Source organism: uncultured Caulobacter sp. (assembly GCF_947036865.1).
Classification (GTDB): domain Bacteria; phylum Pseudomonadota; class Alphaproteobacteria; order Caulobacterales; family Caulobacteraceae; genus Caulobacter.
This window is the reverse complement of the sequence record NZ_CAMQSF010000001.1, coordinates 267821-290503: the sequence shown is the minus strand read 5'-3', so window position 1 is coordinate 290503 and position 22683 is coordinate 267821. Positions and strand designations below refer to the sequence as shown.

At 69.4% G+C, this 22683-nt stretch carries 24 protein-coding genes; 11 read left to right on the top strand and 13 right to left on the bottom strand.

The features are described from left to right. Nucleotides 1-69: 69 nt before the first annotated feature. From Q0V34_RS01425 to Q0V34_RS01405, 5 genes are read left to right on the top strand one after another with little or no spacing between them, the layout of a single operon-like run. The gene (locus tag Q0V34_RS01425) at nt 70-1221 is read left to right on the top strand and encodes a GNAT family N-acetyltransferase (protein WP_297506982.1); all 1152 of its coding nucleotides are present in this window, start codon (nt 70-72) and stop codon (nt 1219-1221) included. Beyond that, nucleotides 1221-2141, top strand: a complete 921-nt coding sequence (locus tag Q0V34_RS01420; protein ID WP_297506744.1) for a glycosyltransferase family 2 protein — start codon at nt 1221-1223, stop codon at nt 2139-2141. Before Q0V34_RS01425 ends, Q0V34_RS01420 begins: the two co-directional genes overlap by 1 nt. After that, complete coding sequence (locus Q0V34_RS01415) at nt 2057-3052, top strand: hypothetical protein (protein ID WP_297506742.1); 996 nt, start codon at nt 2057-2059, stop codon at nt 3050-3052. Before Q0V34_RS01420 ends, Q0V34_RS01415 begins: the two co-directional genes overlap by 85 nt. Before the next feature lie 48 nt (nt 3053-3100). Beyond that, complete coding sequence (locus Q0V34_RS01410) at nt 3101-3625, top strand: flavin reductase family protein (protein WP_297506740.1); 525 nt, start codon at nt 3101-3103, stop codon at nt 3623-3625. A gap of 40 nt (nt 3626-3665) precedes the next feature. Further along, a complete protein-coding gene (locus Q0V34_RS01405; RefSeq protein WP_297506739.1) occupies nt 3666-4637 on the top strand; it encodes a M15 family metallopeptidase in 972 nt (323 codons plus the stop codon). On the opposite strand, the gene Q0V34_RS01400 is transcribed toward Q0V34_RS01405, so the two are convergent. The 3 genes from Q0V34_RS01400 to Q0V34_RS01390 form a co-directional block, all read right to left on the bottom strand. Further along, nucleotides 4612-5346: a DUF72 domain-containing protein gene (locus Q0V34_RS01400; RefSeq protein WP_297506737.1), complete on the bottom strand. Its 735-nt coding sequence runs from the start codon at nt 5344-5346 to the stop codon at nt 4612-4614. The two genes, Q0V34_RS01405 and Q0V34_RS01400, sit on opposite strands and share 26 nt — an antisense overlap. Before the next feature lie 30 nt (nt 5347-5376). Further along, nucleotides 5377-6099 carry an endonuclease III gene (gene nth / locus Q0V34_RS01395; RefSeq protein ID WP_297506735.1) on the bottom strand — a complete coding sequence of 241 codons (723 nt, stop codon included), beginning with the start codon at nt 6097-6099 and terminating at the stop codon, nt 5377-5379. A gap of 80 nt (nt 6100-6179) precedes the next feature. Continuing rightward, nucleotides 6180-6746: an NUDIX hydrolase gene (locus Q0V34_RS01390; RefSeq protein WP_297506733.1), complete on the bottom strand. Its 567-nt coding sequence runs from the start codon at nt 6744-6746 to the stop codon at nt 6180-6182. 283 nt (nt 6747-7029) lie between these two features. Here Q0V34_RS01390 and Q0V34_RS01385 point away from each other — a divergent pair, with 283 nt between their 5' ends. The 3 genes from Q0V34_RS01385 to upp are packed head-to-tail and all read left to right on the top strand — an operon-like array spanning nt 7030 to nt 10338. Continuing rightward, entirely contained in the window at nt 7030-7494 is a 465-nt protein-coding gene (locus Q0V34_RS01385) for a (2Fe-2S)-binding protein (protein ID WP_297506731.1), read from the top strand. A gap of 2 nt (nt 7495-7496) precedes the next feature. Continuing rightward, a complete protein-coding gene (locus Q0V34_RS01380; RefSeq protein WP_297506729.1) occupies nt 7497-9674 on the top strand; it encodes a xanthine dehydrogenase family protein molybdopterin-binding subunit in 2178 nt (725 codons plus the stop codon). Nucleotides 9675-9708: 34 nt separating this feature from the next. Further along, a complete protein-coding gene (gene upp, locus Q0V34_RS01375) occupies nt 9709-10338 on the top strand; it encodes a uracil phosphoribosyltransferase (RefSeq protein WP_297506727.1) in 630 nt (209 codons plus the stop codon). 3 nt (nt 10339-10341) lie between these two features. Here the strand turns inward: upp and Q0V34_RS01370 are convergent, their stop codons facing one another. From Q0V34_RS01370 to Q0V34_RS01325, 10 genes are all read right to left on the bottom strand, one after another. Continuing rightward, nucleotides 10342-10728: a response regulator gene (locus Q0V34_RS01370; protein ID WP_297506725.1), complete on the bottom strand. Its 387-nt coding sequence runs from the start codon at nt 10726-10728 to the stop codon at nt 10342-10344. Continuing rightward, entirely contained in the window at nt 10728-11816 is a 1089-nt protein-coding gene (locus tag Q0V34_RS01365; protein WP_297506723.1) for a sensor histidine kinase, read from the bottom strand. The genes Q0V34_RS01370 and Q0V34_RS01365 overlap by 1 nt, the downstream gene beginning before the upstream one ends. Further along, nucleotides 11813-12658, bottom strand: coding sequence for an alpha/beta hydrolase (locus Q0V34_RS01360; protein ID WP_297506720.1), 846 nt, complete (start codon nt 12656-12658; stop codon nt 11813-11815). The genes Q0V34_RS01365 and Q0V34_RS01360 overlap by 4 nt, the downstream gene beginning before the upstream one ends. Before the next feature lie 166 nt (nt 12659-12824). Further along, nucleotides 12825-13727: a 5'-methylthioadenosine/S-adenosylhomocysteine nucleosidase gene (locus Q0V34_RS01355; RefSeq protein ID WP_297506717.1), complete on the bottom strand. Its 903-nt coding sequence runs from the start codon at nt 13725-13727 to the stop codon at nt 12825-12827. Nucleotides 13728-13821: 94 nt separating this feature from the next. Further along, a complete protein-coding gene (locus tag Q0V34_RS01350; protein WP_297506715.1) occupies nt 13822-14469 on the bottom strand; it encodes a hypothetical protein in 648 nt (215 codons plus the stop codon). Further along, nucleotides 14466-15743, bottom strand: a complete 1278-nt coding sequence (locus Q0V34_RS01345; protein ID WP_297506713.1) for an amidohydrolase family protein — start codon at nt 15741-15743, stop codon at nt 14466-14468. Before Q0V34_RS01345 ends, Q0V34_RS01350 begins: the two co-directional genes overlap by 4 nt. Before the next feature lie 46 nt (nt 15744-15789). After that, nucleotides 15790-16227 carry an acetyltransferase gene (locus Q0V34_RS01340; RefSeq protein ID WP_297506711.1) on the bottom strand — a complete coding sequence of 146 codons (438 nt, stop codon included), beginning with the start codon at nt 16225-16227 and terminating at the stop codon, nt 15790-15792. 113 nt (nt 16228-16340) lie between these two features. Next, nucleotides 16341-17837: a phosphomannomutase/phosphoglucomutase gene (locus tag Q0V34_RS01335; protein WP_297506709.1), complete on the bottom strand. Its 1497-nt coding sequence runs from the start codon at nt 17835-17837 to the stop codon at nt 16341-16343. A gap of 98 nt (nt 17838-17935) precedes the next feature. Beyond that, a complete protein-coding gene (locus Q0V34_RS01330) occupies nt 17936-18892 on the bottom strand; it encodes an SIS domain-containing protein (protein WP_297506707.1) in 957 nt (318 codons plus the stop codon). Beyond that, a complete protein-coding gene (locus Q0V34_RS01325) occupies nt 18889-19116 on the bottom strand; it encodes a hypothetical protein (RefSeq protein ID WP_297506980.1) in 228 nt (75 codons plus the stop codon). Before Q0V34_RS01325 ends, Q0V34_RS01330 begins: the two co-directional genes overlap by 4 nt. Before the next feature lie 139 nt (nt 19117-19255). On the opposite strand from Q0V34_RS01325, the gene gpmA reads away from it, so the two are divergent. From gpmA to Q0V34_RS01310, 3 genes are all read left to right on the top strand, one after another. After that, nucleotides 19256-19969 carry a 2,3-diphosphoglycerate-dependent phosphoglycerate mutase gene (gene gpmA / locus Q0V34_RS01320; protein WP_297506705.1) on the top strand — a complete coding sequence of 238 codons (714 nt, stop codon included), beginning with the start codon at nt 19256-19258 and terminating at the stop codon, nt 19967-19969. Nucleotides 19970-20060: 91 nt separating this feature from the next. Continuing rightward, entirely contained in the window at nt 20061-21320 is a 1260-nt protein-coding gene (locus Q0V34_RS01315; protein ID WP_297506703.1) for a pentapeptide repeat-containing protein, read from the top strand. A 97-nt stretch (nt 21321-21417) separates the two neighbouring features. Next, complete coding sequence (locus Q0V34_RS01310; RefSeq protein WP_297506701.1) at nt 21418-22680, top strand: pentapeptide repeat-containing protein; 1263 nt, start codon at nt 21418-21420, stop codon at nt 22678-22680. Nucleotides 22681-22683: the final 3 nt, after the last annotated feature.

Here is a 22683-nt window from a genome sequence, read left to right as displayed (position 1 = left end):
CATATGGCCCGCTGATTGCAGCGGACGGTCCATCTTTCCCTAACCCGCCCCGGAGTAGGACAGGTGGACATGCTGGACGTCGAGACCCTGCACCCGAGCCTGCTGGACGCCGCGGACGTGGCGTGCTGGCGGAATCTCGCCCGGGCCGAGGGCGGGTTTGACAACCCTCTGCTTGGCCCGGACTTCGCGCAAGCCGTTGGAAAGGTTCGCGAAGACGCGCGCGTGGCGGTGGTGCGCCGCGCGGGCGAGGCCGTGGGGTTCCTGGCCTATCACCAGCGCCCGGGCGGCCTGGCCCGCCCGATCGGCTCGCCGCTTTCCGACTATCACGGCCTGGTCGCGCGTCCCGATGCGGGACTTGATCTGGGACAGGTCCTGCGCGCCGCCGACATCTCGGTCTATCGCTACACCGGCCTCGTCGATCCGCACGGGGTGTTTCCGCCCGCGCCGGAGAGGGACCGCCAAGCCTACTTGATCGACCTGCGGGGCACGACCGCCGAAGCCTATCTGGAGGCGATCCGCGCCGAGAGCCCCAAGAAGATCAAGAACTACCGCCGCCTCGATAACAAGCTGGACCGCGAGGTCGGGCCTGTCCGCCTGGTGGCCGGCGACGTTTCCCGCGACGCGTTCAACCTGCTGATCGACTGGAAGCGCGAGCAGCTGGCGCGCACCGGCGGCCACGACTTCCTGCGCGCGGACTGGACGCGCGAACTGATGGCCGAGCTGTTCCAGCGCCGCGAAGGCGACTTCCGCGGCCTGATGATCAATCTCTACGCGGGCGACACGCTGGTGGGCGGCCATTTCGGCGTGCGCCAGGGCGCGGTCTACCATCCCTGGATCGCCTCGACGAACCCCGAGCACGCCGCCTGGTCGCCGGGCCAGATCTTCTTCCTGCGCGCCATCGCCGCCATGCCGGAACTCGGCCTGACCCGCTACGATCTCGGGCCGGGCCACGACCACTACAAGCGCGCTTACGGTCTGAACACCGTCACGATCGGCGAAGGCGCGGCGACGGCCTCGACCCTGGGCGGCCGCATGGCGTCGTCGATGGAGAGCGTCTGGAGCCTGGCGGGCGGGCGCGGCGCCGGGGCCGTCGGCCGCCTTCGCCGCCGCATGGACGCGATCGCCAGCACGGAGCTGACCATGTCCGGCCGCGTCCGCGACTTCGTCGAGGCCGTGGCGCTGAAGGCGAACCGCCGCCCCGGAGATCAGCCGGAGGCCTGATGGCGCGCGTCACGATCATGATCCCGACCCAGCGACGCCCCGACGGCCTGTCCGTCGCGGCGCGTTCGGTGTTCGGCCAGGTCGGGGTCGACCCGGCCGAGCTGGAGCTGGTCATCGTCGACAACGATCAGGTCCCGTCCGCCAAGCCCGTCGCGGACGACCTGGCCAGGATCGCGCCGTTTCCGGTGATCTACGTCAACGAAAAGCGCCCCGGCGTCGCCTTCGCCCGCAACGCGGGGATGGCGCGAGCCTCCGGCGACCTGATCGCCTTCCTCGATGACGACGAGGAGGCGCCGCCCGGCTGGCTGGCCGCCCTGCTGGCCGCCCAGGTCCGGTTCGACGCGGATGTCGTCTTCGGCCCGGTGAAGGCCCGCGCGCCCGCCCACATCACCCAGCACCGCGCCTATCTCGAGCGTTTCTTCTCGCGCGAGGGCCCGGCCGAGGCGGGGCTTCTCGACCGCCACTACGGCTGCGGCGACAGCCTGGTCCGTCGATCGGCCCTGCCGGACCCGGTCGCGCCCTTCGCCGTCGAGCGCAACCTGATCGGCGGCGAGGACGACATGCTGTTCGGGCGCATGGGCGCGGCCGGCAAGCGGTTCGCCTGGGAGCCGGCGGCCTGGGTCTGGGAGGATCCCGTGCCCTCGCGCCTGAACCTCCGCTACACCCTAGCTCGCGCCTTCGCCTACGGGCAGGGGCCGACCTCGCATTGCGCCGCCGCCGTCCCCCCCGACCGTCTGGGCGTCGCGCGCTGGATGCTCATCGGCCTCGCGCAGGGCGCCGTCTTCGGCTTCGTCGCCGGCTTCAAGTGGCTGACCCGCGCGGCCGACCGCGCCGAATGGCTGGACCGCGCCGCGCGGGGCCTGGGCAAGACCTTCTGGTGGGGCCCCTTCAAGATCCAATTCTACGGGAGGACCGCGTGAGCGTGATCACCGACTGGACGGCGGACAAGGCCAAGGCCTTCGGCCGCGACACCCTGATGTTCCGGCACGGCCTGCACGAGCGGCCGATGTTCGACGACGAGGGGCTGGCGCGCCTTCTGGACCAGTATCCGCGCGACAAGCTGGGCGTCTTCACCATGGGCGAGGATCCCAAGGCGTGGACGACCTGGCGCAAGGGCTCGGCGGGCAATCTCACGGGCGACCAGCTGCTGGAGGCCGCCAAGGCGGGCCGCATCTGGCTGAACCTGCGCCAGACCAACGACCATCTTCCCGAATACGCCGCCCTGGCCGACGAGATCTTCGCCGACAAGCAGGCCCACGTGCCGGGCTTGCGGACCTTCAAGCGCGACCTGGGCATGCTGATCTCCAGCGCCAACGCCCAGGTGTTCTACCATCTCGACGTGCCGCTGGTGTCGCTGTGGCAGATCCGGGGCGAGAAGAAGGTGTGGGTCTATCCGGTGGCCGATCCCTATGTGGGCGATCTGGCGCTGGAGAAGATCGTGCTGCGCGAGACCGCCGAGCAGTTCGCCTTCGATCCCGAATGGGACAAGGGCGCGCGGGCGGTGACGCTGAGGCCGGGCGCCATGGTGACCTGGAAGCAGAACGCGCCGCACCGGATCGAGAACGGCCCGATGCTGAACGTCTCGATCTCGATCGAATTCATGACCCCGCCGGCGCTGATGCGCGCCAATGTCATCTACGCCAATGGCGTGCTGCGCCGTCGCCTGGGGGCCAGGCCGCGAATCCAGGACGGCTTCGGGCCGACGGCGCTGACCAAGCTGGCGGTCGCGCGCGGGGCCAAGGCGCTGGGCCTGCAGACGCCCCACGTGCGGCATCTTCCGGTGACGTTCGGCCTCGACGCGAACCGGCCGGGCGTTCTGGTCGAGCGCTGAGGGGCAAATCCCTTCCCCATAAGGGGGAAGGGGCTTACTGCTCTTCAAATGAGTCAGGCGGTCACGATCGAATTGGGCGAAGGCGTCGAGCATGACGCGCGGGCTCTGCGCAACGCGTTCGGATGCTTCACGACCGGCGTGACGGTCATCACCACCACCGCCGCGGACGGGCGCCGGGTCGGCCTGACCGCCAATTCCTTCACCTCGGTGTCGCTGCGGCCGCCGCTGGCCCTGGTGTGCGTCGATCTGAACTCTGCCAGCCTGCCCGCGCTCGACGCCGCCGGCTGCTGGGCCGTCAACGTGTTGCACGCCGAGCACCAGGCCCTGGCCCGCCAGTTCGTGCAGAAGGACACCGACCGTTTCGCCGGGCTCGAGACCGAGACCTGGCGGACAGGCGCCCCGATCCTTCCGGGCTGCATGGCCAATTTCGAATGCGAGACGCATCACGCCTTCGATGCGGGCGACCATCGGGTCTATGTCGGGCGGGTGGTCAAACTCCGCTACGACCCCGATCACGAGCCGCTGGTCTATCTGCAGGGCCGGTTCCGCCGCGTGCATGTCGACGCGGAATAGGCGCGCGGCGCGGCGTACGCGGGCCGAGGGAGCCTTGCACATGAACGGCCTGGTTCGGCGATCCTTCCTGACGCTCGGCGCCGCCGCCTTCGCCGCGCCGAGCGCGCTCGCGCTCGTAAGATCCGAACGGGCCGCGATCGGCCAGTACGGCGACAAGGCCGCGCCGCTGACGGTGTTCGAGAAGGACGGCGCGCTGCACATCGACGGCGGCGGCTTCAAGTCGGCGCGGCTGACGGCGACGGGACGGGGCCGCTACGCGGTCGCGGGCGGCGGCGCGCTGGTCCTGGAGCGGGGCGCCGTGCGCCTGAATGGGACGCGCCTGGCCTTCCACGACTTCGGGGCCGAGACCCAGGCCGCGATCCGCGCCGGCGTGCGAGCCGATCCCGAGGCGCTGCGCCGCCAGGCCCTGGCCGCGACGCCGCCGGTCGAGACGGGCGACAAGCTGCCTTCCGACCTGGTCGACGTCGCGACGATCGAGCCTGGCGTCAAGCTCGACATCCGCTACGCGGGGGCCGACAACTTCATGGGCATTCCGCTCTATGAGCGATCGGCGGCCTATCTGCAGCGCCCCGCCGCCGAGGCGCTGGGCCGCGCGCATCGCGCCCTGGCCGCCAAGGGGTACGGTCTCCTGATCCACGACGCCTATCGACCCTGGTTCGTGACCTGGATGTTCTGGGCCGCGACCCCGTCGGAGGATCACGTCTTCGTCGCCGATCCCGCCCAGGGCTCGCGCCACAATCGCGGCTGCGCCGTGGACCTGACGCTCTACGATCTGAAGACCGGCAAGCCCGCCGACATGCCCAGCCGTTACGACGAGTTCTCGACCCGCGCCTATGCCGACTTCGTCGGCGGGACCACGGCCCAGCGCGCGCGCCGAGCCATCCTGCGCCAGGCCATGGAGGCCGAGGGTTTCGAGGTCTATCCCGAGGAGTGGTGGCACTTCGACTATCGCGACTACCGGCGCTACCCGATCGGGACCAAGACGTTCACGGAACTGGCGGTAGGGCGCTAACCGACAGTTCGCGCATCAGCCGCAAGGCGTCCGTCCCCGCCGCGCCGAGCTGAGTGTTGTCGAACACGCACCACGCCTCGACGGACGTGGCCGACAGCCGCTCGGCCAGGTTCGCCAGGAACGGTTCCTCGTAGGCCGAGCGATACATCACCGGCGAGCCATGAAGACGGTAGTAGACGAGCCCGTCCCAGCCGGCGGGCTCGGCGGCGCGCGGGACCTTGGCGGGATCGGCCGCGACGCGGGTCACGTGGAAGGCGGCCAGCATCGCGTCGGCCTCGGCGGTGAACCAGTCGGCATGCCGGGGCTCCAGCACCGTCGCGCCGTCGACCCGCCGGCGCCAGGTCTCCAGGAATGGCGCGACGATGGCGGGATCGAAGCCCAGGCTGGGCGGCAGCTGCACGAGCAGTGGGCCGAGCTTCTCGCCGAGACCAGCGCATTCGTCGATCAGCCGCGCCAGGGGCTCCTCGATATCGACCAGGCGCCGCTCGTGGGTGATGGCCTTGGGAACCTTGACCGCGAACCGGAAGTCCGGCGGCGTGCTCGCGGCCCAGCGTTCATAGGTCTGGCGCCGATGAGGACGATAGAAGGCGGTGTTGATCTCCACCGCGTTGAACCGGGTCGCATAGCGCTGGAGCCCCGTGCCCTCGGCGGGGAAGGCGTCCGCGATCCGATAGAGGCTCCAGCCCGCCGTGCCGATGCGAATGTTCATCCCCGCACAGCGCGCGAGGGGCGGCGGGGTTCACCCGCGCGGCCGCCAGGCCAGCACCGTCGCGCCCTCGACGCCGACCTTGGCGCATATCGCCTTCATCGGACACGCCCCGCACCGGGGCGCTTCATGCGGGCACAGCATCTGGCCCAGGCCGCGCTTCATCAACCAGTGCAGCTCGAAGAGGTCGTCGGCTGTCCAGGCGTCGGGCGCCAGGTCCATCAGGGCGTGATAGGCGTGGGTCGCATCCCCCGCGCCGACCAGGCCGATCCGCCGGGCGACGCGGTGGATGTGGGTGTCGACCACCAGGGCGCGCATCGCCAAGTCACTAAAGTTCAGCACGCAGGCGGCGACCTCGACTCCGACGCCGGGGAGGGCCTGAAGCTCCCAGCGGGCCTGATCGACCGTCAGGGTCTTCAGATGGCTCAGGGACAGCCAGCCCACCTTGGCCTCGATCATCGTCAGGGCGGTGGTCAGATGCCGGGCCTTGTCGGGCGCGAAGGTGACGTCGTCGATCAACCGCGCCAGGGCGGCGACCGGCGCGCGGGCCAGGTCCTCCCAGCAGCGGAACTCGGCGCGCAACCGCAGGAACGCCGCCCACGAGACGGCGTCGCGGGTGCGGCCGCTGATCGAGGCCTTCACCAGCTGAGAGATCGGGTCCATGCGCGACACCGGCCGCTGCGGGCCGAACTCGCACAGCAGGGCGTCGCGAACGCTCTCCAGCGGCGATCGGGCCAGGGCTAGGGACAGCTGCATGGAGACTCGCTCGACGAGAACATAATGCGAACATTATGTCCGCCGGGCGGACTTGTCCACAGCCTCCGTTGGTCGAGGCCTCAGCCCCGATCGCGGCCCCACAGCGCGGTGACGCGGCGGCGCAGGCGCTGGAGCGCCACCCGCATCGGCGTCGGCGCCCGCATCGGCGCCGGGCGTTCTTCCTTGGGCAGCTCGACTCCGGCGAAGCGCGCGATCAGATCGCGCAGGTCCGGCTCCTGCACCGACAAGGCCGCCTCGACGGGCGTCACCCATTGCAGGGTGCGCTGGCCCTTCTCGGGCCAGACCTTGTGCTCGACGGTGACCCGCAGCGGATAGACCTCGACCGTGACGGGTCGGGACACCCCGCTCTTCAGTCCCTTGAGGTAGTCATAGGTCCCGATCGAGGCCTGCTCGATCACGCCCTCGACGCCGGCTTCCTCGTAGGCCTCCTGGGCCGCGGCGGCGTGGTCGAGCTTGCCCTTCATCGGCCAGCCCTTGGGGATCACCCAGCGCCGAGTCTCGCGCGAGGAGACCAGCAGGACGCGCAGGGTCTCGCCTTCACCGCGCCAGGGCAGGGCGGCGACCTGACGCCGCTTGCCGCGCGTCGGCGGCTTGCTCGTCCCTTGCTTGCGCCTCGACTGCGTCACGTCACTCCAAGCCCTGCGAACCGACCACGCGGCGAGATCCTCCAAGTCCGCGAGAATACCGGTTCGCGGCCTTCACGTCGTGGGCCGCGAGACGCTCGGTCGCCGGCAGGCCCCTCGAAGCCTCCGCGCGTCCGACATATTCCGTAAACGGATCGAATGGCGGAGGGGAAAATCACGTGGGCGGGCGTCTGTCAAATTCATCCGGTGGATTTCTCGCGTCGGGCTCGCCCGCAAGGCCAAGCTGAGGCAGGATCGTCGCGACAAAGCGAACGGGAGTCGCGTCATGGCGTTCACGCTGACCGTCAATGGACAAACCAGGACCGCCGATGTTGACGGCGACACGCCGCTGCTCTGGGTGCTGCGCGACACCCTGGGGCTGGTGGGGGCGAAGTTCGGCTGCGGCGCGGCGCTGTGCGGCGCCTGCACGGTGCATCTGGACGGCGCTCCGGCGCGCGCCTGCGTCACGCCGATCAGCCGGGTGGGAACGCGAGCGGTGACCACGATCGAGGGCGTCGGCAAGACCCCCGTCGGCGCCAAGGTCCAGGCGGCGTGGCAGGCGGTCGACGCGCCGCAGTGCGGCTACTGCCAGGCCGGCCAGATCATGTCGGCCACGGCCTTGCTGACCGCCAAGCCCAAGCCCACCGACGCGGAGATCGACGCGGCGATGAACGGCAATCTCTGCCGCTGCGCGGCCTATCTTCGCATCAAGAAGGCGATCAAGGTCGCCGCCGGCCTCGTGGAGGCGTGACCATGAGCGAGCTTCTCGAAAAGCCCTCGCGCCGCCTGTTCCTGCAAGCCGGCGCGGCCGTGGGCGGCGGCCTCCTGCTGTCGTTCGAGATTCGGGGCGCGGCCCGGGCGGCCGGAACGGCGCCGTCCCTGAACGCCTTCGTCCGCATCGCCCCCGACGGGATCGTCACCATCGCCGCCAAGCGGGCGGAGATCGGGCAGGGCGTTCGGACCTCGCTGCCGATGATGATCGCCGAGGAGCTGGACGTCGACTGGGCCAAGGTCCGGATCGAACAGGCGCCGGTCGACGCCAAGGTCTATGGCGATCAGTGGGTCGGCGGTTCGACCACGACCCCCGACGAGTGGGAGCCCAGCCGCCAGGCCGGGGCCGTCGGGCGAGCCATGCTGATCCAGGCCGCCGCCCAGAAGTGGAACGTCCCGACCGAGGGGCTGGTCACCGAGCCGGGTTTCGTGGTCGATCCCAGGACCAAGCGCCGCGCCGCCTATGGCGAGCTCGTCGAGGCCGCCGCCAAGCTCGCGCCGCCCGACCCCAAGACCGTGCCGCTGAAGGATCCCAAGACCTATCGGATCGTCGGCAAGTTTCACCCGCAGTCGGACAATCTCGCGATCGTCACGGGCGAGCCGCTGTTCGGCATCGACACGCGCCTTCCGGGCATGCTGTACGCGACCTACGCCAAGGCCCCGGTGTTCGGGGCCAAGGTGGCCAAGGTCGACCTCGCCCCGGCCAAGGCGGTCAAGGGCGTGCGCGCCGCGTTCGTCGTGGAGGGCGGGACCGAGCTGGACGGCCTGCTGCCCGGCGTCGCGGTCGTCGCCGACAGCTGGTGGTCCGCCCGCAAGGGCCGCGACGCGCTGGAGATCGTCTGGGCCGACTCTCCGACCGCCGCGCAAAGTTCCGCCACGCTCGCCGCCCAGGCCAAGGCGCTTTCGGCCCAGACGCCACACAAGGTGCTTCGCCAGGATGGCGACGTCGACGCGGCCTTGGCCAAGGCGGCCAAGGTGGTCAAGGCGTCCTACGACTATCCCTTCCTGGCCCACGCCACGCTGGAGCCGCAGAACTGCACGGCGTCTTGGAAAGACGGCAAGGTCGAGATCTGGGCCCCGGCCCAGGATCCCGAGGAAGGCCGCAAGCTGGTCGCCAAGATCCTGGGGATCGCCCCCGAGGCCATCACCATCCATCTGACGCGCAGCGGCGGCGGGTTTGGCCGCCGGCTGATGAACGACGTCATGGTCGAGGCCGCGTGGATCTCCAAGGCCGTCGGCGCCCCGGTCAAGCTGGTCTGGACCCGCGAGGACGACACGCGGCACGACTTCTACCGGCCGGCGGGCTGGTACGACCTGACGGCGGGCCTCGACGCCAAGGGCGACCTCGTCGCCTGGCGCGGCCACGCGGTGAGCTTCGGCGACGACAAGGACTTCGCGCGTGGCGCCGAGATCGACGGCAATCAGTTCCCCGCCCGCGCCATCGCCAACTATGTCCAGGCGGTCTCGACCATGCCGCTGGACCTGCCGACCGGCTGGCTGCGCGCCCCGGGCAACAACGCCTTCGGCTTCGTGATGCAGGGCTTCATCGACGAGCTCGCCCATGCCGCGGGCCAGGACCCGGTCGCCTACCGCCGCCGCCTTCTGGGCGAGGCGCGCCTGCTGGGCGAGCCGGGCAAGGAAGACACCGTCGACACCGGCCGCCTGCGCGGCGTCTTGGACAGGGTCGCCGCGATGTCGGGCTGGGGCCGCGCCGTTCCCGCCGGAACCGGCCTCGGCGTCGCCATGCACTACAGCCATCAGGGCTATGTGGCCGTGGTGATCGAAGCCTCGGTGGGCGAAGGCGGCAAGCCGACGGTCCACAAGGCCTGGGTCGCGGTCGATGTCGGCCGCCAGATCGTCAATCCCAGCGGCGCCGAACAACAGGTTCAGGGTTCGGTGCTGGACGCCATCGGCTCGACCCTGCGCCAGAAGATCACTTTCGAGAACGGCGCGGCGACCCAGGCCAATTTCAACACCTTCCCGCTGCTGCGCATGGCCGAGGCCCCTCCCGTGGAAGTCGCCTTCGTGCTGACCGACCACAAGCCGACGGGCCTGGGCGAGCCGGCCTATCCGCCGACGCCGCCGGCGCTGTGCAACGCGCTGTTCGCCGCCACGGGCAAGCGCATCCGGTCCTTGCCGATCGCCGACCAACTGGCCTAGGTCAGGGGGTCACGCGCTCAGGCAAGGTATCGCGATGTCCCAGGTCACCGTCGTCAGCCACCCGCTGGTCCAGCACAAGCTGACCAAGATGCGCGACCGGACGACCTCGACCAAGACCTTCCGCGCCCTGATGCGCGAGGTCGCGACCCTGATCTGCTACGAGATCACCCGCGATCTGCCGATGGATCCGGTCGAGATCGAGACCCCCGTCGCGCCGACCACGGCCTATGAGATCGCCGGCAAGAAGCTGGTCTTCGCGCCGATCCTGCGGGCCGGCCTGGGCATGGCGGACGGCATGCTGGATCTCGTCCCCTCGGCGCGGGTGGCCCATATCGGCCTCTATCGCGACCACGAGACGCTGGAGGCGGTCGAGTACTACTTCAAGGCGCCCGAGGACATCGCCGGTCGTCTGGTGATCGTCGTCGATCCGATGCTGGCCACCGGGCACTCGGCCATCGCCGCCGTGACCCGGCTGAAGCAGGCGGGCGTCACCAGCCTGCGCTTCGTCTGCCTGCTGGCGGCTCAGCCCGGCGTCGAGGCGCTCCAGGCGGCGCACCCGGACGTGCCGATCTGGACGGCGGCGATCGACGAGAAGCTGAACGATCACGGCTACATCGTTCCGGGCCTCGGCGACGCCGGGGACCGCACCTTCGGCACGCGGTGAGGCTCAGGCGCCCTCCGAAGCCTCGGCCCGCAGGCGCTGGATCGTCGAGACGAGCTGGCCTTCCGAGATCGGCTTGAACAGGATGCCGGCCGGATGATCGCTCTGGATGCGCGTCAGGGTCGCCGGCTCGCGCGAGCCCGTGATGAAGATCACCTTGGCCCCGACCTGCTCATGGATGGCCAGCGCGGCGTCGACCCCGTCGCGTTCGCCTTGCAGGCGGACATCCATCAGGACCAGAAAAGGCTTTTGGGCTAGCGCCATGTCGACGGCGGCGTCGGCCGTCGCCGCCGTGCCGCAGACCTCCAGGCCCAGATCCTCGACATAGATCCGCAAGGTCTCGGTGATGATGAACTCGTCGTCGACGATCAGGACGCGGTCGGGATGCAGCATCAGGCCACGCTCGGCGCGGGCAGGCGCGCTTCCCACCGGACCCCATCGCCCTCGCCGGTCTCGATACGCCCGCCCAGCTGGCGGACGAGCCCCTTGACGATGGCCAGCCCGAGCGACGGCTTCGCATCCTCGGCGGCGGCGGGCAGACCCACGCCGGTGTCGGAGACGCGCAGCGCCATTTCGCCCTCGACGGGCCCCTCCAGCGCCACGGCGATCTCGCCTCCGCCCGAAGGGAAGGCGTGCTTCATGGCGTTGGTGACGAGCTCGGTGATCAGCAGGCCCAACGGCACGGCGAAGTCCAGATCGACCTTCAGAGGCGAGCAATCGATCTTCAAGGTCACATTGTCGGGCGCGCCGGCCTGAAGATGCATCGTCAGCTCCGATAGAAACGCCCCGATGTCGAACGTTTTGAGATCCGCCGAGCCCATCAGCTGGTGGTGCACGAGACCCAAGGCGAAGACCCGCTTGCGAACGTCGTCGAAGGCCGCTGTTCCGGCGGGATCCCTGATCTTGCGCGCGTGCATCATCAGAAGTCCATCCACCACTTGCAGGTTGTTCTTGACCCGGTGGTACACCTCGCGGAGCAGCAGATCGCGTTGCGCCAGGGCGGCGGTGCGCTCGTCGACCAGCCGGGCCAACTCGGCGTTGGCGTCCTGCAGCGCGCCCTGGGCGCGCTCGAGCGCCTCGAGATTCTCGACCGCGAGGCGGCGGGCGGCGATCAGCTCCAGTTCGTACGCGCGCCGCTCGGGGGCCGCGAAGAGGGCGCCGTACAGGCGCTCCTGACGATCGGCGTCCGGCCGCACGGTCAACAGGACCGCGCGAGGACGGCCGTCGCGGTGGTCCAGTTCCAGGAAGGTCTCCTCGGTGGCGCGACGCGTGACCAGCGACGGCTCGGCCTTCAGCGCGTAGACGAACTGCGAGGAGCGGGTCAGGAACGAGCGGAAGGAGCGGCCGACGATCTCCTCCATCGGCAGCCCCAGCATCTCGGCCATTCGGGCGTTGGCCGCCCCGATGACCATGTCCGGGTCCGCTTCGAACAGCGCCACGGGAACGGCGTCGACAAGCGCGGGGGCGCCGCCGCCGTTCAACCCGTCGTCTCCGCCAGGAACGTCTCGACGGCCGCGAACACGGCGTCCGGCGCGCTCAGTTGCGGGTAGTGGCCGCGCGCGTCGAGAATCTCCAGACGCGCGTTGGGCATGTGATCGGCAAGGAACCGCGCGGCCGTCAGCGGGACCACCGCGTCGACGCGGGTCTGCAGCAGCAGGGTCGGCAACGCGCACTCCCCCAGCCGCGCGCGGTGATCGGACATGAAGGTCGCCTTGGCGAACCGCCGACTGAGATCGGCGTTGGCCCTGCTGAAGCTGTAGACCAACTCCTCGACCAGTTCGGGCCTGTCGGGTTGGTCCATCACCTGGGGCGCCAGGGTCTTGGCCCAGCCCTGGAAGTCCAGTTCCATCATGCCCAGGAAGTCCTCGACGTCCTGAAGTTCGAAGCCGCCCTCGTAAGCGCCGTCATTGAGGTAGCGCGGCGACGCGCCGATCATGGCCAGCCTCGCGATGCGGTCGGTGCGCAGGCTGGCGAGCAGAGCGATCATGCCGCCGACCGAGTGCGCCACCACGGTGGCGTCGCGCAGGCGCAGCGCGTCGAGGATCTCGACCAGATCGTCCGCGTAGCCTTCGAGCGTGCGATAGCGTTCGGGGTCGTAGTGCGCGAGGTCCGACGCGCCGCATCCCATCTGATCATAGAGGATCACGCGCCGCGTCTCGGCGAAACGGTGCGTCAGTCGCCGCCAGATCGCCTGGTCGGCGCCGAAGCCGTGAAGCAGCACCAGGGCGGGCTCGCCAGAGCCGACTTCGCCGACCGCGTGGGCCTTGAGGATCGCGTCATCGGACGTCGACGATCTTTTTCGGCTGAAGACTGACTTCGGCATGTGAGCCTCCCCCTTTTTTCTTAAGCCTAGAAGGCTAGGGCCCGTCAGCTTCGCCTTGATCGACAACAAGGCGCGGCGACGTGCGACGCCATGTCACAGTCGTTATTGTCGATTCCGCAACCCCTGATCTTCAATGCCGGTCTCGCGAAGGACCGATTATGGCCGCTCAGTTCGGTAGCGCTTTGACGAAGGCGCGGACCACTGTGGCGGAATTGTCCGACGCCAGGGCCATGAAGGTGTGCATCTCGTTGGCCCCCGCGCCGCCGCCCGCCAGGTCCGACAGGCTGCGGAAGGCGATGAACGGGGTCTTGTTGACCAGCGCCACGTGGGCGACCGCCGCGCTCTCCATGTCGACCAGGCGGGCCTCGAACGTCGCGCGCAGATATTTGCGATAGGCCGCGTTGTCGAGGAAGACCGGGGCCGAGACGCCGTTGCCGCCCACCACCACCTTCGGCGCATGGACCAGGCACTTGTCCGCGGCGCAGCGTTGCAGAGGCACGGCGGCGGCGACCTTGCGCGCGGTGTCCAGCAGCGCCGGATCGGCCGGGAACCAGACGCGGGCCGGCGCGGACAGATCGGTCCCGGGCAGGATGATCCCTCGCGGATAGATCATGCCGTAATTGGCCAGCGGGCTGTTGCTGATGCTGGGCGAGACCTCGAAACCCTTGTCGGTTTCGCGGGCGAACGCGCTTTCCAGGTTCTGCGCCCATTGGTCGGCCACCACCACGTCGCCGATGTCCAGCCCCTCGTCGACGCCGCCGGCGATGCCGGAGAAGACGATGCGGGTGATGTTGAAGCGGTCCAGCGCCATCTGGGTGGTCATGGCCGCGTTGACCATCGACACGCCGCTCAGGAACACGACGACCGGCTTGCCCTCCATCTGGCCAGTGGTGAAGCGCACGCCATTGACCTCGTAGGTCTTGGTCAGGCTGGTCGCCGCGCTGAGCGCCCCGATCTCCGGCGGGAAGGCCGAGATCACCGCCACGCGCGGCGTCTCGTCCAGGCGCTGGGCCAGGGCGGGCGAGACGAACAGGGCCAGAAGGACAAGAACGAGGGCGGGCAGGCGCATGGCGACTCCTTGGCGAGGCGTTCGACTGCTTAGCGGCCAAGTCGCGCAGGCCCAAGGGCCGATGCGGGCTTCGGACGCGCCGCGCCGCGTCTGCTCACGCGCCGAGCTTGATCAGGCCTTTCAGCCAGGCCAGCAGATCACGCCACCACGCCAGGAAAGCCTCGACGACGCCGGTGGCCTTCGGCGGCGGGACCGGCTTGGTCTCGACCGGCACGAACCAGCTGGGCGCGGCGGGCGGGGCGCAGTTCATGCGCATGCCGACGCCCTTCAGATAGCCGCGCCGGACGCCGCCGGACTGGATGGCCTTGGCCACGGCCCGGTCGTGCTTGGCCGCTCCTGTCAGCCGGCGGATCCAGCCTCGGAACGGCAAGACGTGCTGGGTCGTGTCGCGGACCTCGGCCACGCCGGCGCCATAGGCGGCGTCGGCGACCTTCTTGCCGCGCGAGCGCTGGTCCGGCGGCGGGGCTTCGTCGAGGTCGGGTCCCAGCGCCGCGTCCAGCTTGCCGATCTCGGCGGCGATCGGCTCGCAGCGCGTCAGGCCGGTCAGGTCATAGGGATTGTCCACCGCCCTCTGCAGGACCGGCGGGATGGTCTTGCGCTTGAGGTTCAGGTCTTCAAGCGGCGCGGTCGCCGCGTCGCGGAAGGTGTCGTGCTCCTGCAAGGTCCCTGGATCACCGGCCAGGGCCGGACCGGCGAGGGCGAGCGCGACCAGGGCGGGAAGGGCGCCGCGCCGGGGCGTCATGGCCGCCGGACCACCTGGCCGCCCTTCATCACGAAGACGACGTCCCTGGTCGCCTCGATCGCCTGGGTCGGGTCGCCCTTCACCGCCACGATGTCGGCGAGATAGCCGGGCTTGAGCTGGCCCAGGTCGCCGGCGCGGCCCAGCACCTTGGCGTCAACGGCCGTCGCGGCCAGCAGGGCCTGGGCGGGGCTCATGCCCTCCTTGACCAGCCACACCAGTTCACGCGCGTTGTCGCCGTGCCGGAAGACGCCGACATCGCTGCCCAGGCCGATGGTCACGCCGTTCTTGACCGCCAGCTTGAAGGCCCGCTCCGCCGTCTGCATCGCTGGGGTCGGCGGCGTCTTGCCGGCGACATAGCCGCCGAAATAGGTCGAGGTGCTCTCGACCGCCGTCAGGGTGGGGAAGAATACCACGCCCTTCTCGGCCATCAGCTTGAAGGTCGCGTCGCTGCCGCCATAGCCGTGCTCGATGGTGTCGACGCCGGCCAGCACCGCCCGACGCATGCCCTCGTCGCTGGAGGCGTGGGCCGAGACCGGGCGGCCAGTCGAGTGGGCGGTCTCGACCAGGGCCTTCAGCTCCTCGAGGCTGAAGGTGGGCTGCGTGGAGCCTTCCGGCCCGACCCTGTAATCGGCGTAGACCTTGATCCAGTCGGCGCCGGCGCCGGCCTGCTCGCGCACGGCCTTGATCACCTCGGGAACGCCGCTGGCTTCCTGGGCGCCCTGTGGCAGCTCGGCCTCGGGATTGTAGTTGCGGCGGGCGGGGCCATAGGCGCCGGTCGCCACGATCGCCCGGGTCGCCACGAACAGGCGCGGACCGGGGATCAGGCCGTCATTGATCGCCTTCTTCAGCGGCACGTCGGCGGTCCCGACGCCCTCGGTGCCGAGGTCGCGCAGCGTGGTGAAGCCGGCCTCCAGCGTCGCCTTGGCCTGCACCGCCGCCCGCAGGGTGCGATAGGTCGGCGTCTCCTTCAGCACCTGATCGTCCCACAGGGTCTCGTTGTAGGGGTGCAGGAAGAGATGGCTGTGCAGGTCCATCATGCCCGGGATCACCGTCGCGCCGGGCAGGTCGATGACCTCCGCCCCAGCGACTTCCACCTGGGCGGCCGGGCCGACGGCGGCGATCTTGCCGTCCTTGACCAGCACGACCCAGCCCTCGCGTGGCGGCGCGGCGCTTTCGGCCGTCCAGACCTTGGCGGGCTTGAGCAGGACGGCGGGGCCGGCGGCCGCGAGGCCGGGGCTCAGGAGCAGGGCGAGGGCGGTAAGCAGGCGGCGCATGATCGACTCGCACGATGGGACCGCGCCAGCTAAGCCCAAAACCGTGTCAGACGCCAAAGCGTAGATGGATGAGCGGATAGGGACGCCCTTGGCCGTCGGTGGCCGACCAGCCCGTACGCTCGAAGCCCATATGCTCGTAGAAGCCGACGGCCTGAGCGTTTTGGGCGTTGACCTCGGTGGTCAGGATCGGGTGAACGGCGAGGGCGTATTCGATCAGCATCCGCCCGATCCCGGCGCCGCGATGCTCGGGATCGATGAACAGCGCCTCCATGTGGGCGTCGTTGATCAGCATGAAACCCACCGCGCGGTCGCGGCGGTCGACCGCCAGCATCAGCGGCGCGCCCGGCAGGAAGGCGGCGACCTCCCGCCCGATGGCGGCGCGGTCCTCGGGCGTTAGGAAGTCATGGGTGGCGTCCACCGCGGCGGCCCAGATTTCCACGACGCGATCGCCGTCCTCGGGACGGGAGGGGCGGAGCTTGATCATGACCGGCTTCTTGGCCCGAAAACCCCGCCCTTCGGCAGGCTCAGGGTGAGGTTTCTACCGCGGGCTCGCAACCGTCGTCACCCCGAGCCCGTCGAAGGGCGAAGACGCGGCGATCAGATTTCCTGATTGTACTTGCCGACCCGGTCGCCCAGGCGCGGCTTGACCTCTAGTCGGAACAGGGCGCGCATGTCGTCTTCCGACTGGGTGCTTTCGACCACCACCACGACCTCGGGCTTGTTCGACGAGGCGCGGACCAGGACCCACGAGCCGTCTTCCAGGTGGACGCGCACGCCGTTGACCGTGATCACCTCGGTGATCTTGCGGCCCAGGATCGAGCCCCCGGCGGCGAACAGGTCCTCGTATTCCTTCACCACCTCGGCGACGACGCCGTACTTCTTCTCGTCGTCGCAGTGGGGGCTCATGGTCAGGGAGGTGAAGGCCACCGGCAGGGCCTTGCGCAGATCGCTGAGCTTCTTGCCGGGATTGCGATCCAGCATGGCCAGGACGGCGGCGGCCGCCGTCAGGCCGCAGTCGTAGCCGTAGCCCAGTTCGCCGTTCATGAAGAAGTGGCCGCTCTTCTCGAAGCCGGCCAGGGCGCCCAGCTCGGCGCTCTTGCGCTTGATGTAGCTGTGGCCGGTCTTCCAGTAGACGACCTTGCAGCCGTGCCGCGCCAGGATCGGGTCGGTGGCGTAGAGACCGGTGGACTTGACGTCGACCACGAAGGTCGCGCCGGGATGCAGCGGCGCCAGGTCGCGAGCCAGCATCAGGCCGATCTTGTCGGCGAAGATCTCCTCGCCCTCGTCGTCGACCACGCCGCAGCGGTCGCCGTCGCCGTCGAAGCCGAAGGCCAGGTCCGCCCCGTGCTCGCGAACGGCGTGGGCCATCTCGTGCAGCATCTCGGCGTCTTCCGGGTTCGGATTGTACTTGGGGAAGGTGTAGTCGAGGTCCGTGTCCATCGGCACGAGGTCGGTGACGCCCATCTTCTTCAGGGCTTCGACCACGAAGGCGCCGGCCGTGCCGTTGCCGCAGGCGGCCACCACCTTCAGCGGACGCGAAACGCTGGCGCGCTTGGCGACGTCGTCAATGTAGCGCTGGGCCTCGCCCGCCACGCGGACCAGCTTGCCGCCGTCGCGCTCGACGAACTTGGCGCCCAGCACGATCTCCTTCAGGCGGCCCATCTCGTCCGGGCCGAAGGTCAGGGGACGCTGAGCGCCCATCTTGACGCCGGTCCAGCCGTTCTCGTTGTGGCTGGCCGTGACCATGGCCACGCAGGGGATGTCGAGGTCGAACTGGGCGAAATAGGCGGTCGGCGACAGGGCCAGGCCGATGTCATGCACCTCGCACCCGGCGCTCAGCAGGCCGAGGATCAGGGCGTTCTTGATCGAGCTGGAATAGGAGCGGAAGTCGTGGCCGACGACGATCCTCGACTGGCCCAGCTCGTGGATATAGGTCCCCAGCCCCAGGCCCAGCGCCTGGACGCCCAGCAGATTGATCTCGGGCCCGAACAGCCAGCGCGCGTCGTACTCGCGAAAGCCTGTCGCCTTGACCAGCGCCTCGTTTTCGTACGCGGCGGTATTCGGAACGAGATCGGCGCGGGGGGCGGAGAACATCGAAAGCTCGCTTCAGTTTTGAGGAGGCCGCTTTAGCCGTCTCTTGGCCGGACGGCTAGCACGATCACATGACAAGGTTCGGTAAATTCAGGAATGACCTAGATCACGCCGGCGCGGAGCAGGTCGTGGACATGAAGCACCCCGACCGGACGACCCGCGTCGACCACGAACAGCACGGTGATCCGCCGCTCGTTCATCAGCTTCAGCGCCTCGGCCGCCAGGGCGCCCGGGGCGACGGTCAGCGGACTTCGGGTCATGACCTCGCCCGCCGTGTGCCCGAGCAGCCCGTCCATGTGCCGTCGCAGATCCCCGTCGGTGATCAGGCCGACCAGCCGGCCCGAGGCGTCGACAACGCCGACCGCGCCGAAACGTTTCTCGCTCATGATCAAAAGCGCGTCGGGCATGGCGGCCTCGGCGCCGATCAGCGGCAGTTCGTCCGCGCCATGCATCAGGTCAGCGACCGTCCGCAGCATCGCGCCGAGCTTGCCGCCCGGGTGGAACACCCGGAAATCGCTGGCCGTGAAGCCGCGCCGCTCCAGCAGGGCCACGGCGATGGCGTCGCCCAGGGCCATCTGCAGGGTCGTGGAGGTGGTCGGCGCATTGACCTCGGCCGTGGCCTCGGGCGCGTCCGGCAGCAGCAGCACGATGTCGCCCCCGCGCCCCAGCTGGCTGTCCGCCACGGCGGTCATGGCGATCAGCGGGATCGAGAAGCGCTTGGCGTAGGCGATGATGTCCGACAGTTCCCGCGCCTCGCCGGACTTGGACAGCCCCAGGATCACGTCGTCCGGGCCGATCATGCCCAGATCGCCGTGCGAGGCCTCGGCGGGGTGGACGAACATCGCCTGGGCGCCGGTCGAGGCCAGGGTGGCGGCGATCTTGCGCGCCACGTGGCCGGATTTGCCGATGCCGGTGCAGACGATCCGGCCCTTGGCGTCGAACAGCGTCTCGACCGCCCGGGTGAAGGCCTCGCCCAGCGACTCCGACAGCGCCGCGAGGGCCTCGGCCTCGATGGTCAGGACGCGGCGACCCACCGCCACGGCGTCGAACGCGCTCATCGCGGCGCAGCGCTCGGCATCTGGCTGACGGCCTCGACCGCCTTCTTGGCGGCCTCGTCGCGGCGGGCGGCGGCGTCCTTTTCCCGCTGGATCTTGGCCTTCATCTCGGGCGTCTGCTGCACGGGCATGTGGCCGAAGGGGCCCCACGAACGGTCGCCTTGACCTTGCGGCCAGACGAGGGACAGGGCGATCAGCGCCGCGGCGATCAGGCCCATCAGCGGCATGAAGATGCGATCAGGCATGGTCCGCCTATAGCACGGGCGGCGGCGTGGGGGAGGGGCGATCGCGGCTTCGGCGCTTGACGCTTCGACCGGCTGGCCTTAGCCCGCGCCCTGACATTCGCCGACACGCCAAGGACGCCCGATGCCGACCCTCGTTCTGCTCCGCCACGGCCAGAGCCAGTGGAACCTTGAAAATCGCTTCACGGGCTGGGTCGATGTCGACCTGACCGCCGAGGGCGAGGCCCAGGCCAAGAAGGGCGGCGAACTGATCGCCGCGGCCGGTCTCCAGATCGACCATCTGTTCACCTCGGTGCAGACCCGCGCCATCCGCACCGGCAATCTGGCGCTGGACGCCGCCAAGCAGAGCTTCGTGCCGGTCACCAAGGACTGGCGCCTGAACGAACGCCACTACGGCGGGCTGACCGGTCTGAACAAGGCCGAGACCGCCGAGAAGCACGGCGCCGAACAGGTCACCATCTGGCGCCGGTCCTACGACATCCCGCCGCCGGAGCTGGCGCCGGGCGGCGAATACGACTTCAGCAAGGACCGCCGCTACAAGGGCGCGACCCTGCCGACGACCGAAAGCCTGGCGACGACCCTGGTGCGCGTGCTGCCCTATTGGCAGAGCGACATCGCTCCGCATCTGAAGGCCGGCGAGACGGTGCTGATCGCCGCCCACGGCAATTCGCTGCGCGCGATCGTCAAGCATCTGTTCGACGTCCCGAACGACAAGATCGTCGGCGTCGAGATCCCGACGGGCAATCCGCTGGTCATCACGCTCGACGACCAGCTCAAGCCGACCAGCGCGCGCTACCTGGACGAAAGTCGCGCCGAAGCGCTTCCCCAGGTGGCCTAAGCGCCGCAAGCTTCACCGGAAGCCCTTGGAAACACGGCGTTAATTTTGATCGGTGCATGGTCGTCCCTAATCTCGGGATTCCATGCCGGACATGAGCGCGGTCGCCACCCCTCCACAGGAATACAAGCGCCTGACGCAGCATGACGTTGACGTCATCTGCGCCAAGCACGATCGCCTGTGGTCGGCGCGGATGGGCGGGGCGCGCGCCGTCTTCGCGTTCTGCGACATTTCGGGGCTGGCTTTCCCGGGGCGCAATCTCTGCGACGCGGACTTCACCGGCGCGGTGATGGCCGGCTGCGACCTGCGCAAGGCCAAGCTGGACAACGCCAACTTCTACGGCGCGGACCTTCAGGGCGCGGACCTGACCGACGCTTCGCTGCGGCGCGCCGACCTACGCGGCTCCAGCCTGCGCGGCGCGAACCTGACCGGCGCCGACATGTTCGAGGCCGATCTGCGCGAGGGCACCATCGCGGCGGCGGATCGCAAGGAAGGCTATCGCGTCATCGAGCTGACTCAACGCGAGGCCTACGCCTCCGGGGCCAACCTCTCGGGGGCCAATCTGGAGCGCTCGCGGCTGTCGGGCATCGTCGCCACCAAGGCCGACTTCAGCGACGCGGTCCTGAAGGACGCCAAGCTTGTCCGCGCCAATCTGAAACAGGCCAATTTCAACGGCGCCAATCTGGCGGGGGCCGACCTGTCCGGCGCGAACCTCTCGGGGGCGGACCTCCGAAACACGGTGCTGATCGGCGTCAAGACGATGTCGTGGAACATCAGCGACACCAATCTGGACGGCGCCCTCACCGACAAGCCGTTGGGCAAGAGCGTCTCGGACCTGCCTTACGAGGAGATGATCGCCGACCACGCCCGCTGGATCGAGACCGGCGGCGCCGAGGGCAAGCCCTCGGTCTTCGACAATGCCGACCTGCGCAATCTGCGCTCGATCCGGGGCTTCAACCTCACCGCGCTCTCGGCCAAGTCGGCGGTGTTCTACGGCCTCGACATGGAGGGCGTGCAGATGCAGGGCGCTCAGCTGGAAGGCGCCGACCTGCGGGCCTGCAACCTGCGACGGGCCGACCTGCGCGGGGCGCGGTTGAAGGGGGCCAAGCTGTCCGGCTCGGATCTGCGCGACGCTCAGCTGGGGCCGCTGCTGATCGCCGCCGACCGCGTGCTGCCTTGCGACCTGACGGGCGCGATCCTGACCAACACCGATTTCGCGCGCGCCGATCTGCGCCAGGCCCGTATGGCCGGGGCCGACGTCTCGCGCGCCAACTTCACCGGAGCCTTGCTTCGCGATGTCGATCTGACGGGCGCGATCCGTCTGGCGGCGCGCGGGCTAAACGACGTCCTCTGAAGAAATCGCGACAAACGGCCGCAGGCTTAACGCTTCGCTCGTCCCTCGTTGCTACTGTCCGCGTAACTTAGAAAATAACCATCACGGGGAATACGTTATGGACGCCGCGCAAAGCGTGGCCGGGCGGCGGCGCCTGAGCCAGGCCGAGCTCGACATGATCGTAACGGCGCACGAGAAATTCGTCACCGGCAAGCAGGGCGGCAAGCGCGCCTCCCTCCGTTTCGTGCAGCTGTCGGGCCTTGATCTGTCGTTCCGGAACCTCGTCGACGCGGACCTCACCGCCTCGATCCTGGAAGGGTGCCGCCTGGTGCGCACCAAGCTGGACCGCGCCAGCCTGTTCGGCTGCGACCTGCGCAAGAGCGACATGCGTCAGGCCTCGCTCGTCCGGGCCGACCTGCGCGGCGCCTGCCTGCGCGGCGCGAACCTGGCCCAGGCCGACCTGACTCAGGCCGATTTCCGCGAGGGCCAGATCGCCATTCCCCACCCGCGCAAGGGCCTCGACACCCTGCGTCACGAGACACGCCAGGGCGAGGTCGACGAGGTGAACTTCTCGGGCGCCACCCTGGACGGCTCTCAGTTCGAGGGCGTGTCGGCGTTCAAGGCCGATTTCAGCGACTGCTCCCTGCGGGGCGCCAAGCTCTCCGGCGCCAATCTGAAGGAGGCCAACCTCGCGGGCGCCATTCTCGACAACGCCGACGTCAAGGGCGCCAATCTCGAAGGGGCCAACCTGTGCGGCGCCGTGATGGCCAATGTCGACACCTCCGCGGCCCGCGTCAGCGGCGCCAGCATGAACGGCGCCTTGGGGGCTTCGACGCGTGAAGCCGTGGCCAAGGCTCAGGAACTCTACAAGCGCGCCACCGATAATCAGCTGTGGTGCCAGACCGGCGGCAAGGAAGGTCAGGCCGCGCGCCTCGACGGCGAGGATCTGCGTCCGCTGGGCGACAAGCTGAAGGGCCTTCGCCTGACGGCGATGAGCGCCAAGGGCGCCTGCATGGTGGGCCTCGACCTGTCGGGCGCGCAGCTGCAGGGCGCGAACCTGACCGGAGCGGACCTGCGCGCGGCCAATCTTCGCGGGGCCGACCTGCGCGGGGCGCGGCTGGCGGGGGCGAACCTGACCAAGGCCGACCTGCGCCAGGCCTTCCTGTCGCCGCTGCCGCTGGGACCAGACCGCCGCACGCCGGCGACCCTGCAAGGCGCCCGGATCCGCTACGCCGCGGCGCAGACCGCCGATCTCAGCGAAGCGATCCTGGATGGCGCGGACCTGCGGGGCTCGGACCTGACCGGCGCGCGCGTCGCCAGGGCCAGTTTCCGGGACGTGGATCTGAACGCGGTTCAGGGTCTGGATCTCTCCATGCCCTGAACG